Below are 12,600 nucleotides of genomic sequence, written 5' to 3' on the forward strand. Positions count from 1 at the left end.
CGGCCCGACTGTCCAAGGCCGACTGTCCAGGCCCGGGTCGGACGGTCCGGGCCCGGGCCTGGGACGCTCCGTCAGTGCGCGAGGTAGCCGCCGTCCACCGGCAGCGTCGCGCCGGTCAGGTAGCCGGAGTGCTCGCCGGCCAGCAGGAGCAGCGCGGCGGTCAGCTCGTGGGTCTCGCCCCAGCGGCCCACCGGCACCTCCTTGCGCACCATGGCGAGCGCCACCGGATCGTCGCGGGACGCCTCGTTCATCTCCGTCAGCACCGGCCCGGGCAGCAGGCAGTTGGCCGTCACGCCCGACCCGGCCAGCTCCAGCGCCAGGGACTTGGTCAACTGCACCACCGCGCCCTTCGACGCGGCGTACCCGGCGCGTTCCGGAGCACCGACGACGCCGAGGACCGAGCCGATCGTGACGATGCGGCCGTAACCGGCGGCGGCCATCCGCCTGCTCGCCTCCCGCACGGTGTACCAGGTGCCGAAGAAGTTGGTCGCCATGCAGGCGTGGAGCGCTTCCGTGCCGAGGTCGGCGACGCTGCCCCGGGCGAGGGTCCCGGCGCTGGTGACCAGGATGTCCGGGCCGCCGATGCTCTCGGCCACCCGCTCGACCGTGGCGCGCACCTGGTCCTCGGACGAGACGTCGCAGCCCAGCCCGACGGCCTCGGGGCCGATGCGCTCGGCGCACGCCGCGGCCCGGTCCGGGTCCCGCGAGGTGATCGCGACGCGCGCGCCGGCCGCGGCCATGGCGCGCGCCGCGGCGAGACCGATGCCGGAGGCGCCGCCGGTGATCAGCGCCGTCCGGCCGGCGAGGGAGAACATGTTCGACATGCGGCGAGCGTAGGAGCCGGCGCTGCTCCGGGCACCCTGTCCGGTCTGGTGACCGGAACGGCCACTCGATCAACCGGACGGGACGTACACCTCGACGGTGCCGGCGGCGCAGACGGTGCCCTCGGCCGCCGTCCCGGTGAGCGCCAGCTCGACGAGGTGGCCTTCGCCGGCCTCCCTGACCGCCGTCACCGTCGCCGAGAAGGTCAGGGGGACGTCGGCGTACGCGCTGGCGCGGTTGCGCCACTCGACGCGGCGCAGCACCGCGCCGGGACCGGCCCAGCGCAGCACCGTGCGGGCGAACATCTCGCCGTGCAGCGTCGACTGGACCACGACGTCCGGGAAGCCCTCGGCGCGGGCGTGCTCCTGGTCGTAGTGGATGCGGTGGGAGTTCCAGGTGACCGCGCTGAAGCGGAACAGCTGCACCCGCGTGGGCGTGAACTCCAGCGGCGGGCATACCGTGCCCGGTTCAGGCTTCATCGGCGTCCCCCAGCACGATGACGGACTCGTCCGACACCACCAGTGGCGTACCGGCCTCGTCGAAGTACTCGGTGCGCAGTCCGAGGACCACGAAGTCCCCGGCCTTGCCGCGCTTGCGGTCCGCGCCGGTCAGGGAGCGCTCCGCGTGGATCGTCATGCCGGCCTCCACGGGGGCGAGGAGGCGCACGGCCTGCCCGCCGTGCACCTGGCGGACCGGCAGCCCCTCGGTGCAGGGCGACTCCCGCACGCCCAGGCCGTCCGGTCGCAGCTCGCCTTCGGGCGGGCCGTCCTGCCAGCTCAGGATGCCGGTCAGGAACATCGGCGGCGCGGCGACCGGGCGGTCCGCCGCCTCCGCCGCGCGGGCGGCGACGGCGTACCCGTCGTCGCCGACCGCGATGGCGTACCGGCACAGGTCCCGGACGGTGATCCGGCCGAGGCGGACGCGTTCGGTGCGGCCGCGCAGCCGGGCGGCGCGGGCGCGGACCTCTTCCAGGGGGTCGCCGGTCACCTGGCGTACCTCTCGTACCAGCCGCGGACCATCACGGTCCGGAGGTCGGGCCGCGCCTTGATCAGCCCCTGTCCGAGGAGGAAGTCCAGTTCCCTGCCGGCGGAGGCGTAGTCGGCGTCCGTGAAGCCGCGCGCCGTGAAGTCGATCTCGGGGAGGACCTTGACGGTCGCGTCCACGGGCAGCTTGACCTGCCGCCGCGTCGCCTCGGCCGCGGCCCTCGGGTCCTTCGCCACGATCCGGTCGGCCTCGGCGACGACCTTGAAGATCTTGCCGGCCGCGTCGTCGTGGCCGCTCAGCCACTTCTGGTCGGCCAGGAGCCACTGCACGTAGCCGACGCCGAAGTCCCCGATCCGGCCGGCGATGTGACCGCCCTCCTTGACGCCGTTGGCCGCCCACGGCTCGAACAGGATGTAGCCGTCGATGGAGCCGCGGCCGAGCAGGCCCGGCATGTCCGGCGGAGACCCCTTGGCGATCTTGACGTCGGCGGGGTCGATGCCGTTGTGCTTCAGGTACGCGTGGGTGGCGTACAGGCCGATGCCCTGGATCGACCCCATCGTCCTGATCTGCTTCGGCGCGTCGACGCCCTTGCGCAGCACGACCTTGAGGTAGCGGTCGGAGGACTGGAAGACGCCCAGGGCACGCAGGTTCGCGTTGTTCGCCATCAAAGACAGCGCGGTGGAGTCCGCGTTGGCGGAGATCTGGGCCGTTCCCGCGATGACGGCCTGCGCCGCGGTCGGCCCGCCCTCGGTCTGCATCAGCTGGACGTTCACGCCCGCCTTGGCGAACATCCCCCGCTGGACGGCCAGGTAGAGCGGCGCGTACGCCGGGTCGACACCGGCGGCGATCCGGATGACCGGGCCCTTGGCCTGCGCGTTCGCGCCGCCGCTGTCCGTCGACCCCGCCGAGCACGACGCGGCCAGGACCAGCGCCGCGCACGCGGTGAGCGCTCCGGCCGCCCTGCCCGGGACCCGACCCGCTGCGCTCGCCGGGCGAGCGTTCCTCTTGACGGACATCAGTTCTTCTCCTTGGCGAGATCGTGGGCGATCCGGGTGATCCGGTCCTCCTGACCGCCGGGCGGGCGGCGGTCACCGCAGCGCGACAGGATCCGGGCCGGGCCGGGGTCGTACCGCTCGGCACCGCGGCCCGCATGCCCCGCGCCTCCTGTCACGCGGAGGATCCCAGCCGCTTTCCAGGGCGGACAGCCGATCGTCCTGCTCAGCGGACCGCCCGCCCCGGCGCCGGCGGACGCCGCCGCGCGGGCCGAGGAAAGGCCACTGAGCTCCGGGAAACGCCCGCTGCGGGCACGACGCCGAGGGCGGACGGGCGCCCGCGGCGGAGCGGACGGGCCGGCGTGGTCGGTGAAGGCATGAGTCCGCTGAGCGGACTGGCGGCATTGCACGCCTTTCAGGCGCGGCGAAGCATGACCCTCCCCCTCGTCCTCCCGGGAGGATCAGTGCGATCCATCGTCCGACGAGCGCTCGCCGTCCTGGCGGGCCTGCTCGCCCTCCTGACCGCCGTGTCAGCCGTACCCGCGTCGGCGACCCCTCCCCCTCTGACCGTCTCCACCGACAAGGGCCTGGTCACGGGCGCCTCGACAGGCGGGGTCGAGAAGTTCCTCGGCATCCCGTACGCCGCGCCGCCGGTCGGCTCCAGGCGCTGGCAGCCTCCCGCCCCCGCCTCTCCCTGGACGGGCGCGCGGTCGGCGACCACCTACGGCCCGCACTGCCTCCAAGGGGCCAACGGTGCAGCCTCGGGCATGAGCGAGGACTGCCTGTACCTGAACGTCTTCACTCCCGCCCGCCGCGCGAACCGTCCGCTGCCGGTGCTGTTCTGGATCCACGGCGGCGGCTTCTCCAGCGGTTCGGGGGACATCGACGGCTCGCAGATGGCGCGGACCCAGAACGTCGTGGTCGTCTCGATCAACTACCGGCTGGGCGTGTTCGGCTTCCTCGCCCTTCCGGGGCTGAGCGGCCGGGGTGCGGGCGACTACGGCCTGCTCGACCAGGAGGCGGCGCTCCGCTGGACCCGGCGCAACATCGGCGCCTTCGGCGGGGACCCGCGCCGCGTGACCATCGCGGGGCTGTCGGCCGGCGGCCACTCGGTCTGCGCCCTGCTGGCCTCGCCCCCGGCGCGGGGCCTGTTCGCCGGCGCGATCATCCAGAGCGGCGGATGCCCGAGCCACACGGTCGCCCAGGCCGTCTCCCGGGGGCGGAGCTACGCGGCGGCCGCCGGCTGCTCCGATCCGCCGGCCGGCGTGCCGTGCCTGCGGGCCAAGCCGGCCGGTGAGCTGCTGGCCGCCGGCAGCGGGTTCGTCGGCGGCATCGTGACCGGCCCCCTGCCCGTGGCCGGGGTCCCCGAACTGCCCCTCGCGCCGGCCGCCGCCGTCCGTTCCGGCCGGTACGCGAAGGTCCCCTTGCTCATCGGCAGTACGCGCGACGAGGTGCGCCAGTGGTCGCTGCCGTTCGCGAAGGCGACGAAGGACCAGTACGAGCGCGCCGTCCGGCTGGAGTTCGGCGAACAGGCCGGCGCCGTGCTCGCGCACTACCCCTACGACGCCTACGGCGGCTCGTACGCCGCGACGTACGCCATCAGTTCGCTCTGGAACGACAGCAGCGTCTTCTACGGGCTGGGCGGCTGCCGGTACCAGAACCTCACGGCCCGGTTCGCGGCCCGGCAACCACGGACGTACCTGTACGAGTTCGACGACCCGCACCCGCCCGTCTCCGGCCCGCCCGGTTTCGACGCCGGGGCGCCGCACGCCAGCGACCAGGCCTACGTGTGGCCCTCGTCGGCCTCGCGGCTGCTGACCCCGGAGCAACAGCGGCTGTCCAAGGAGATCGTGAGCTACTGGGGCTCGTTCGTGAATAAGGGGAACCCCGCGACTCCGGGGCTGGCCGCTTGGCCGCCGTACCGCGCCGGCACGTACATGTCGCTGCTGCCCGGTGGCGGCAGCCGGGCGCTCCCGTCCGGCGAGTTCGCGGCCCGGCACCAGTGCGCCTTCTGGAACTCCATCGGTTACGACTGGCTCACCACCGACCCGGGCAGCCTCGCCGCCCAGGTGGGCGTCCCCGCCTGATCACCCTTCTGCCTACGGCCGGCACGGTTCGCCGTGCCGGCCATAGGCATGCCATCAGGCGGATCGACGCGACGGCGCAGGCGTCCTGCTCACCGGACCGGATCCGTTGGTAGGACGCGGCGCCGTCCCTACCGTCCCGTGTCATGAGCACGCTTGCCGAGATCTCGACGCCAACGGACGAGAGCCCGCCCACCGAGGTCGACATCCTGATCGTCGGCGCCGGCCCGGCCGGCCTGTACGGCGCGTACTACGCGGGCTTCCGCGGCCTGCGGGTCGCGGTCATGGACGTGCTTCCCCAGCCGGGCGGACAGATCACCGCCATGTACCCGGAGAAGCCCATCCTCGACATCGCCGGCCTGCCCTCGGTCCGCGGCCGCGACCTGGTCGACGACCTGCTGACCCAGGCGGCGCCGTACGGACCGGAGTACCTGCTCGGTCATCAGGCCGTGGAGCTGTCCTACGACGGCGGCCTGCCCGTCGTCCGCAGCGCCCAGGGGGCGACCGTGCGGGCCGGGGCGGTCGTCGTCACGGGCGGGATCGGGACGTTCACCCCGCGGCCGCTGCCCGCCGCGCGCGCGTTCGAGGGGCGCTGGCTCGTCTACTTCGTGCGGCGCCTCGCCGACCACACCGACCGGGACGTGGTGATCGCGGGCGGCGGGGACAGCGCCTTCGACTGGGCCCACAGCCTGGCGCCCCTCGCCCGCTCGGTCACGCTGGTCCACCGCCGCGACCGGTTCCGGGCGCACGCCGCGACGGTCGAGCGCGTCCGGGAGGCGGGCGTCGACATCCTCGTCAACAGCGCGGTGACCGCCGCGGCGGGGACGGACGAGCTGGAGTCCGTCCAGGTCACCCACCTGCCGGACGGGACCGCGCGGGAGCTGAAGGCCCAGACCCTCATCGCCGCGCTCGGCTTCACCGCCGATCTCGGGCCGCTGCTCGGCTGGGGCCTCGACCTCCGGTCGCGGCGGATCGCGGTCGGCACCGACATGGCCACCAACCTGCCCCGCGTGTACGCCGCGGGCGACATCACCGACTACCCCGGCAAGGTCCGGCTGATCGCGGTCGGCTTCGGCGAGGCCGCCACCGCCGTCAACAACGCCGCCACCGTCATCGACCCGGAGGCGGAGCTGTTCCCCGGGCACTCCACCGACGGCCCCGCGGAGAGGAAGTGACATGCCCTACGTCATCGGCCCGGCCTGCGTGGACGTCATGGACCGGTCCTGCATGGAGGAATGCCCGGTCGACTGCATCTACGAGGGAGCGCGCAAGCTCTACATCCATCCCGTCGAGTGCATCGACTGCGGCGCCTGCGCGGAGGTCTGCCCGGAACAGGCGATCTCCGTCGACCGGACCGCCGACCCGGACCACCGGCTGGACAACCGGCGATTCTTCGAGAAGCCGCTGCCCGGCCGGGAGGAGCCCGTCGGCTCGCCGGGCGGCGCGGCGAGGATCGGCCCGATCGGCGCGGACACCGAGCTGGTCGAGGCGGGCTGACGTGCGCATCGGGATCCGCCTGCCGCCCTGCCGCCCCGTCGGCGAGGTGGCCGAGGCCGCACGGCGAGCCGAGGAGCTCGGCTTCGACGACGTCTGGGTGCCCGACTCCCAGACGCTGTGGCGCGACGCCTACGCCGCACTCGCCTGCGCGGCCCTGCGCACCGAACGGATTCGCCTCGGCACGGCCGTCACCAACCTGGTGACCCGCCATCCCAGCGTCGTCGCCGCCGCCGCGCGGACCATCGCCGAACTCGCCCCGGGCCGCTTCGTGCTGGGAGTCGGCGTCGGCAACAGCTCCGTCGAGCCCGTCGGGCTCCGCTCGTCCACCACCGCGGAGCTGCGCGCGGGCGTGCTCGGGCTCCGCGCCACGATGCCGGGAATTGCCGTCCACGTCGCGGCGAGCGGACCGCGCAACCTCGCGCTCGGCGGCGAGCTCGGCGACGGCGTGATCCTGCTCGCGGGGGCCTCGGCGTCCCGCGTCCAGGACGCGCTGAGCATCGTCCGCCGGCACGGCACGTCGCCCGAGGTGACGGTCTCCGCGTTCTGCCGCGTCACCGACGACCTCGAACGGGACGCGCCCGCACTGAAGCCGGTGTGCGCGGCGCTGGCCCAGAAAGGCGGCGGCGCCGCCCTTGCCGCCGCGGGCATCGAGGTGCGCGTCCCGCGGCAGGTGCCCGAGGTCCGTCCCGACCTGCTGCACGCGGCGGACTGGGAGCACGCCGTCGAGGTCTGCTCCGCATGGGTGAGCGACGCCGACGCCGTCCGGTTCGCCGAGGAGTTCTGCCTGTACGGCTCCGTGGAACGGATCGCCGACCGGATGACCGTCCTGGAAGGGCTGGGCGTCACCGGCGTCCTGCTCCAGCACGTCGGCTCCTACACCCTCCCCCACGAACTGATGGAATCGCTCGGAAAGGTGCTCGCGTGATCCGTGTCCTGGAGATAGGCGACTACGCCGCGCCGGACGCCGGGCGCATGCTCGTCGGCCTCGGCGCGGAGGTGACGGTCGTCGAGCCGCCCGAGGGCGTCGCGGCCCGCCGAACGGACCCCGCCGGCTTCGCGCACCGGACGGCCGGGAAGTCCTCCGCCCTACCGAAGGACGCGCTCGCGCTCGCGCCCCAGTGCGACGTCATCCTCGACGGCACATGGGGCGGTCCGCTCGCACGGGTCGCCGCCGACCTGGCGGAAGCCGCCGGAGACGGGGTCGTCCACGTCGTGCTGGCGCCGTACGGGGACGCGGGTCCGGCTGCCGGCTGGGCCGCGACCGACCTCACCGTCGCCGCCGCGGGCGGCATGCTCGCGCTGATCGGCCGGCCCGGCCGCCCGCCGCTGCGCCCGTACGGCGAGCAGGCCGACCAGCTCGCCGGGCTGAACGCCGCGATCGCGACCCTGATCGCCGCACGAGCGGACGGCGGGCAGCGCGTGGTCGTCTCCGGGCAGGCCTCGGTCGCGGCGAGCCTGGAGTTCGGCGCGATCACCTACATCCACACCGGCCGGGTCCCGGAGCGGACGGGCAGCACCCACCCGCTGGCCCCGCACACGCTGTTCGCCACGGCGGACGGCCTCATCGCCGGCGGCCTGGGCGGCAGCCCGCGGATGTGGGACGCCACGCTCGCCTGGCTCACCGAGAACGGCACGGCCGGCGACCTGACCGACGAGCGATGGCAGGACCCGGTGTACCGGGCCCGGCACCGCGAGGAGATCTTCGACCGGCTCGCCGGCATCGTCCGCGAGATGAAACGCGACCAGCTCTTCCACGAGGGACAGGCGCGGCGGCTCCCCTGGGCCGCGGTGCTGCGCCCGGAGGAACTGGCCGGCAACGCCCAACTGGTCGACCGCGGCTTCTTCGCCGACGTCATGACGCCCGAAGGACCGGCGCGCGACGTGGGCTTCGCGGCCCGCGTCGGCGGAGCGGCCCCACCGGCCCCACTGCGCGTCCCCGAACCGGGCGAGCACGCCGCGACCACCGAACGAGCACGGCCCGCCCCGGCCGAACCCCGGCGGCTGCGGAACGCCGCACCGGCCCCGCCACGGCAAGGGGCCCTCGACGGGATCCGGGTCCTCGACCTCACCTGGGTGCTCGCCGGACCGTACGCGACCAAGACCCTCGCCGACCACGGCGCGGAGGTCATCAAGATCGAATCGCGGCACCGGCCCGACCCGACCCGCTTCGCCCCCGGGTTCCACCTCTCCCGGTCCGGCGAGACCGACCCCGACACCAGCGGCTACTTCAACAACGTCAACCGGAACAAGAAGAGCATCACCGTCAACCTGCGCACGCGGGAGGGCCGCGACCTCGCGCTCCGGCTCGCCGCGCACTGCGACGTCGTCGTGGAGAACTTCGCGGCCGGCGTGCTCGACCGGCTCGAACTCGGCTACGACCGGCTGCGCCGGGTCCGCGAGGACATCATCGTCGTGAGCATGTCGGGCATGGGCCACACCGGCCCCTGGCGCGACTACGTCTCCTACGCCGACGCGGTCTCGGCGCTGTCCGGCTGGACGGCGCTCACGGGAGAGCCGGGCGAGCGGCCCGTCGGGGTGGTCTACGGCCTCGCCGACATCATCGCCGGCCATCACGCCGCCCTGGCCGCGCTGGCCGCCCTCGCCGTCCGCGACCGCACCGGCGCCGGGCAGCACGTCGACATGTCCCAGCTGGAGACCGCCGCCGCGCACCTGGGCGACGCGATCCTGCGCGCCGACCGCGGCGAGACCGTCGAGCCGCTCGGCAACCGCCATCCGCGGATGGCTCCGCACGGGGTGTTCCCCTGCCTCGGCGACGGCACCTGGATCGCCGTCGCGGTCCGGACGGACGAGGAGTACGCCCGCCTGGCGGCCGTCGCCGACCTGCCCGACGACCCGAACTGGGCAACCCTGGCCGGACGCAAGGCGAACGAATCCATCCTGGAGGCCCACATCGCCGCCTGGACGCGATCTCAGCCCGCCGAGGCCGTCGCGGAAACCCTCCAGCGCAACAACATCCCCGCCTACCCGGTACGCGACGGCCGCACGCTCGTCGAACACGACGCCGCACTGCGCGCCTGGGAGTTCTACGTGCCGCTCACCCACCCGGCAGCGGGCACTTTCCTGCACGAAGGACTCCCGGCGCGGCTCACCCGCACACCGGGCAGCATCCACACACCGGCACCCCGCCTAGGCGAGCACACCACCGAACTCCTCACCGACCTCCTCGCCCTGGACGAGACCGAACAAGCGGCACTGCGAGCCAACGCCGTCCTCGAATGACGCCACCACCGACACGTAGACACCTCGCACTCGTGGATCTCTCCGCTGGCCAAGTGCAGGCGGACGCCGGTCTCATAGGCGCGTCCGTCCCGCTGCTGAGCGCCGAGGTAAGGTCGAGATCAGATTCTTGGGCTTTCGGTCCCGACAGATGCGCGCGTGAAGTGGAGGTGATCACGGTGCATCCGGTCTTGTGACAGCCCCAGCCCGGGGCGTCGCGGAGCCGAAAGGTGACCGTATGAGCAAGACCGACAAGACCCGGCCCTGGTGGGTGGGTATGGCCGAAGCGCCGATGGTGAACTGCCGGCCCGTGCATGACCACCGTTTCGGGCCCTGCACGCTGCCGCAGGAGATCACCGCTGAAAGCGCGTCCATGAACCGCCGCGGGACGAGCGGCTGCTATTGGGGCGCCACCGACCACTTCCTGTTCGACTGCGGCAGCCTCACCGGTGGCCGGGAGTGGTACCGCTTCCGGCGCGACGACCGCCGCCGCAGCCGCCGCCAGGCACGCCGCGAACTGCGCGCCTACAACGGCGAAGACTAACCAAAAAAGGCCGGGCCCAGATCAGGGCCGGCCCCGTCCCTTCCTGCCAGCGATCAGCACTTCAGGCTCGCTGCCACCGGTTCACTACACGAAACGGCGACTTTCATCGTCAGCCCAAGGGCGTTCACCAACGTTGAGACGGGATGTCGCTTTAGATCGACACACATGCCTTGTCACGCCGCAGAGGACCGCTCCATGGTCCAGGCGACACCGTGTCCCACCTCACCGGCGCGGCCCAGGCGCCCGCGAACTCATCCAATTAAGGAACGAGGAGGGCTGGAGGCGGGCGAGGGTTCCGATCCGGAGAGGCTTTCCCAAGTTGTCATTGTCGCAGCGCGCAGCGAACTCGACTGGAGGTCCGCGATGCGGTCGTCCAGGGCTGTCGGTTCCCGGGTTGACCTTCTCATCGGTGTGAAGGGTTAACGTCGTCCGGAAACGATCATTTCGTGACGCTGGGGACATGGATGACCACACTCGTTCACCGCGACGGGCAGCCGGTGACCATCGCGGAACTTGCGCCGCTCGCCTTCGCCGGGTACGCCCACTTCACCGCCATGCAGGTACGCGGAGGCCGGATCCGGGGCCTTGACCTGCATCTGGAACGGCTGCGGTCCGCGTCGGCGGAGCTGTTCGGCCGGACGCTGCCCGACGACCGGGTGCGGTCCTTCCTGCGGACCGCGCTGGAGGCCGGTCCCGCGGACGTCTCGCTGACCGCCACCGTGTACGTGGCCTCGGGGCAGTTCACCGCGGACGAGACCGCGGAGCCCGAAATCTTGATCCGCACCGGACCGCCCGCGTCCGGCCCGGCGGGGCCGCTGGCCCTGGCCGCGGTCGAGTACGAACGGTTCCTGCCCGCGGTGAAGCACGTCGGTGAGGTCGCCAAGACCTACCTCATGCGGCGGGCCGTCCGGGACGGCTTCGACGACGCCGCGTTCGTCGACCGCCGCGGTCGGATCAGCGAGGCCACGATCTGGAACCTGGCCTTCTGGGACGGCGACGCCGTGGTGTGGCCCGACGCCGCGATGCTGGCCGGCACCATGATGGGCATCGTCCGCAGGCAGCTCGACCGGCTCGGCGTCCCCCAGCGCGTCCAGGAGATTGCACCCGCCGACGTGCCGGCGATGGCCGGCGCGGCGGTCATGAACTCCTGGACGCCGGGCGTCGCTGTCCACCGGATCGGGTCGGCGCCCGTCCCCGAAGCGCCCCGCTTCCTCGACCTGCTCCACCAGGCCCATCAGGCCGAACCGCTCACCGAGCCCTAGGTGTGTTCGCGGGCGCGGGTTCGACAACGTCGTGCACTCTCAGCTGGCCTTCCCTGGATACTTCCGGAGAGGATTGCCGGAGAAGCACCGGGGAGGGGACGATGCTGTTCAGGCGGGAGGTCCTTGAGGGGATCGCGGGCGGGCGGATCGATCGGGTGTTCCGGGTGTGGGCCAAGCCCCCGGTGCGCACTGGGAGCACTCAACGCACCTGGGCGGGGATCATCGTCATCGACGCGGTCACGGCCGTCACTCCCGAGGAGATCACCGAGGAGGACGCCCTCCGTTCGGGTTTCGCGGACCGCGCGGCGCTGCTCACCGCCCTGTCCAAGAGCCGCAAGCAGGGCGGCTACCATCGCGTCATGCTCCATCTGGGCGGCCCCGACCCCCGGTCGGAGCTCGCCGGGAACGCCGATCTGACCGATGAGGAGCTGGCCGGCCTCAAGGCCGCCTTGGACGCCATCGACACCCGCAGCCGCCGCGGCCCCTGGACCCGCGAGGTCCTCCGCCTCATCGAGGAGCACCCCGGCCTGCGCGCCCTGGACCTGGCCGAACGCCTGGACCGCGACAGGCTTCCTTTCAAGGCCGACGTCCGCCGCCTCAAGGCCCTCGGGCTCACCGAGAGCCTGGAGACCGGTTACCGCCTCTCCCCACGCGGCGAGGCCCTCATGGCCTACCTACGGTCCCTGACCGGATGATCCATCGGGACGCGGTCACGTGATGCGCCTGAGTTACAGGCCAGTGCGGCGGTGGATTCGAGCTGTAGGGTCCGCCCCATGACGATCCGCCGTGCCGTGCCGGACATCACGACTGCCGACCAGGCGGCCAGCAGCCGGTTCTACCGGCTTCTGGGCTTCCGCGAGGAGATGAACCTGGGCTGGGTGGTCAACCTGGTCTCCCCGTCCAATCCGACCGCCCAGGTCATTCTCATGACCCAGGACGCGTCGGCCCCGGTGAATCCGGACATCAGCGTCGAGGTCGAGGACGTGGACGCCGTCTACGAGGCGGTGCGCGCGACCGGCGCCGAGATCGTCCATCCGCTCTCCGACGAGGAGTGGGGCGTGCGCCGCTTCTTCGTCCGCGACCCGGACGGCACGGTGGTGAACGTCGTCGGCCACCGCTGACCCGGCCCGTGGGATCCAGCCGAACTGGGGTGACGCGCCCTAGCCCCCAACCCCCTT

Annotated in this window: 14 protein-coding genes; 9 read left to right on the forward strand and 5 right to left on the reverse strand. The window is 72.9% G+C overall.

From position 1 onward, the window contains the following. Positions 1–71: 71 nt before the first annotated feature. The 5 genes from E1300_RS15145 to E1300_RS51550 form a co-directional block, all read right to left on the reverse strand. The gene (locus tag E1300_RS15145) at positions 72–824 is read right to left on the reverse strand and encodes an SDR family NAD(P)-dependent oxidoreductase (protein ID WP_131757630.1); all 753 of its coding nucleotides are present in this window, start codon (positions 822–824) and stop codon (positions 72–74) included. A 69-nt stretch (positions 825–893) separates the two neighbouring features. Further along, complete coding sequence (locus tag E1300_RS15150) at positions 894–1,301, reverse strand: hotdog family protein (RefSeq protein ID WP_131757631.1); 408 nt, start codon at positions 1,299–1,301, stop codon at positions 894–896. After that, positions 1,291–1,809 carry an FAS1-like dehydratase domain-containing protein gene (locus tag E1300_RS15155; protein WP_207399744.1) on the reverse strand — a complete coding sequence of 173 codons (519 nt, stop codon included), beginning with the start codon at positions 1,807–1,809 and terminating at the stop codon, positions 1,291–1,293. Before E1300_RS15155 ends, E1300_RS15150 begins: the two co-directional genes overlap by 11 nt. Next, positions 1,806–2,822, reverse strand: coding sequence for an ABC transporter substrate-binding protein (locus E1300_RS15160; RefSeq protein WP_131757632.1), 1,017 nt, complete (start codon positions 2,820–2,822; stop codon positions 1,806–1,808). The genes E1300_RS15155 and E1300_RS15160 overlap by 4 nt, the downstream gene beginning before the upstream one ends. Then, positions 2,822–2,977, reverse strand: a complete 156-nt coding sequence (locus E1300_RS51550; RefSeq protein WP_207399745.1) for a 4-hydroxy-2-oxovalerate aldolase family protein — start codon at positions 2,975–2,977, stop codon at positions 2,822–2,824. The genes E1300_RS15160 and E1300_RS51550 overlap by 1 nt, the downstream gene beginning before the upstream one ends. A 285-nt stretch (positions 2,978–3,262) precedes the next feature. On the opposite strand from E1300_RS51550, the gene E1300_RS15170 reads away from it, so the two are divergent. The 9 genes from E1300_RS15170 (at position 3,263) to E1300_RS15210 (ending at position 12,543) form a co-directional block, all read left to right on the forward strand. Beyond that, entirely contained in the window at positions 3,263–4,885 is a 1,623-nt protein-coding gene (locus E1300_RS15170) for a carboxylesterase/lipase family protein (protein ID WP_165502847.1), read from the forward strand. A gap of 143 nt (positions 4,886–5,028) precedes the next feature. Then, a complete protein-coding gene (locus tag E1300_RS15175) occupies positions 5,029–6,057 on the forward strand; it encodes an NAD(P)/FAD-dependent oxidoreductase (protein WP_131757635.1) in 1,029 nt (342 codons plus the stop codon). Position 6,058: 1 nt separating this feature from the next. Continuing rightward, the gene (locus E1300_RS15180; RefSeq protein WP_131757636.1) at positions 6,059–6,379 is read left to right on the forward strand and encodes a ferredoxin family protein; all 321 of its coding nucleotides are present in this window, start codon (positions 6,059–6,061) and stop codon (positions 6,377–6,379) included. 1 nt (position 6,380) lies between these two features. Then, complete coding sequence (locus E1300_RS15185) at positions 6,381–7,304, forward strand: LLM class flavin-dependent oxidoreductase (protein WP_131757637.1); 924 nt, start codon at positions 6,381–6,383, stop codon at positions 7,302–7,304. Continuing rightward, positions 7,301–9,619 (forward strand): CaiB/BaiF CoA-transferase family protein, encoded by a 2,319-nt coding sequence (locus E1300_RS15190; protein ID WP_207399746.1) that lies wholly within the window; start codon positions 7,301–7,303, stop codon positions 9,617–9,619. Before E1300_RS15185 ends, E1300_RS15190 begins: the two co-directional genes overlap by 4 nt. A 235-nt stretch (positions 9,620–9,854) precedes the next feature. After that, a complete protein-coding gene (locus E1300_RS15195; RefSeq protein ID WP_131757638.1) occupies positions 9,855–10,160 on the forward strand; it encodes a hypothetical protein in 306 nt (101 codons plus the stop codon). A 464-nt stretch (positions 10,161–10,624) separates the two neighbouring features. Beyond that, positions 10,625–11,422: an aminotransferase class IV family protein gene (locus E1300_RS15200; protein ID WP_131757639.1), complete on the forward strand. Its 798-nt coding sequence runs from the start codon at positions 10,625–10,627 to the stop codon at positions 11,420–11,422. A gap of 101 nt (positions 11,423–11,523) precedes the next feature. Continuing rightward, the gene (locus E1300_RS15205; RefSeq protein WP_131757640.1) at positions 11,524–12,117 is read left to right on the forward strand and encodes an ASCH domain-containing protein; all 594 of its coding nucleotides are present in this window, start codon (positions 11,524–11,526) and stop codon (positions 12,115–12,117) included. Positions 12,118–12,195: 78 nt separating this feature from the next. Beyond that, the gene (locus E1300_RS15210) at positions 12,196–12,543 is read left to right on the forward strand and encodes a VOC family protein (protein ID WP_131757641.1); all 348 of its coding nucleotides are present in this window, start codon (positions 12,196–12,198) and stop codon (positions 12,541–12,543) included. The last annotated feature ends 57 nt before the right edge of the window (positions 12,544–12,600 follow it).

Source organism: Actinomadura fibrosa (assembly GCF_900659615.1).
GTDB classification, from domain to species: Bacteria; Actinomycetota; Actinomycetes; order Streptosporangiales; family Streptosporangiaceae; genus Spirillospora; species Spirillospora fibrosa.

Coding starts and splice junctions, on each gene's coding strand:
- E1300_RS15195 (WP_131757638.1), top strand. CDS start 9,855: ATGAGCAAGACCGACAAGACCCGGCCCTGGTGGGTGGGTATGGCCGAA.
- E1300_RS15150 (WP_131757631.1), bottom strand. CDS start 1,301: ATGAAGCCTGAACCGGGCACGGTATGCCCGCCGCTGGAGTTCACGCCC.
- E1300_RS15200 (WP_131757639.1), top strand. CDS start 10,625: ATGACCACACTCGTTCACCGCGACGGGCAGCCGGTGACCATCGCGGAA.
- E1300_RS15160 (WP_131757632.1), bottom strand. CDS start 2,822: ATGTCCGTCAAGAGGAACGCTCGCCCGGCGAGCGCAGCGGGTCGGGTC.
- E1300_RS15180 (WP_131757636.1), top strand. CDS start 6,059: ATGCCCTACGTCATCGGCCCGGCCTGCGTGGACGTCATGGACCGGTCC.
- E1300_RS15210 (WP_131757641.1), top strand. CDS start 12,196: ATGACGATCCGCCGTGCCGTGCCGGACATCACGACTGCCGACCAGGCG.
- E1300_RS15175 (WP_131757635.1), top strand. CDS start 5,029: ATGAGCACGCTTGCCGAGATCTCGACGCCAACGGACGAGAGCCCGCCC.
- E1300_RS15145 (WP_131757630.1), bottom strand. CDS start 824: ATGTCGAACATGTTCTCCCTCGCCGGCCGGACGGCGCTGATCACCGGC.
- E1300_RS15205 (WP_131757640.1), top strand. CDS start 11,524: ATGCTGTTCAGGCGGGAGGTCCTTGAGGGGATCGCGGGCGGGCGGATC.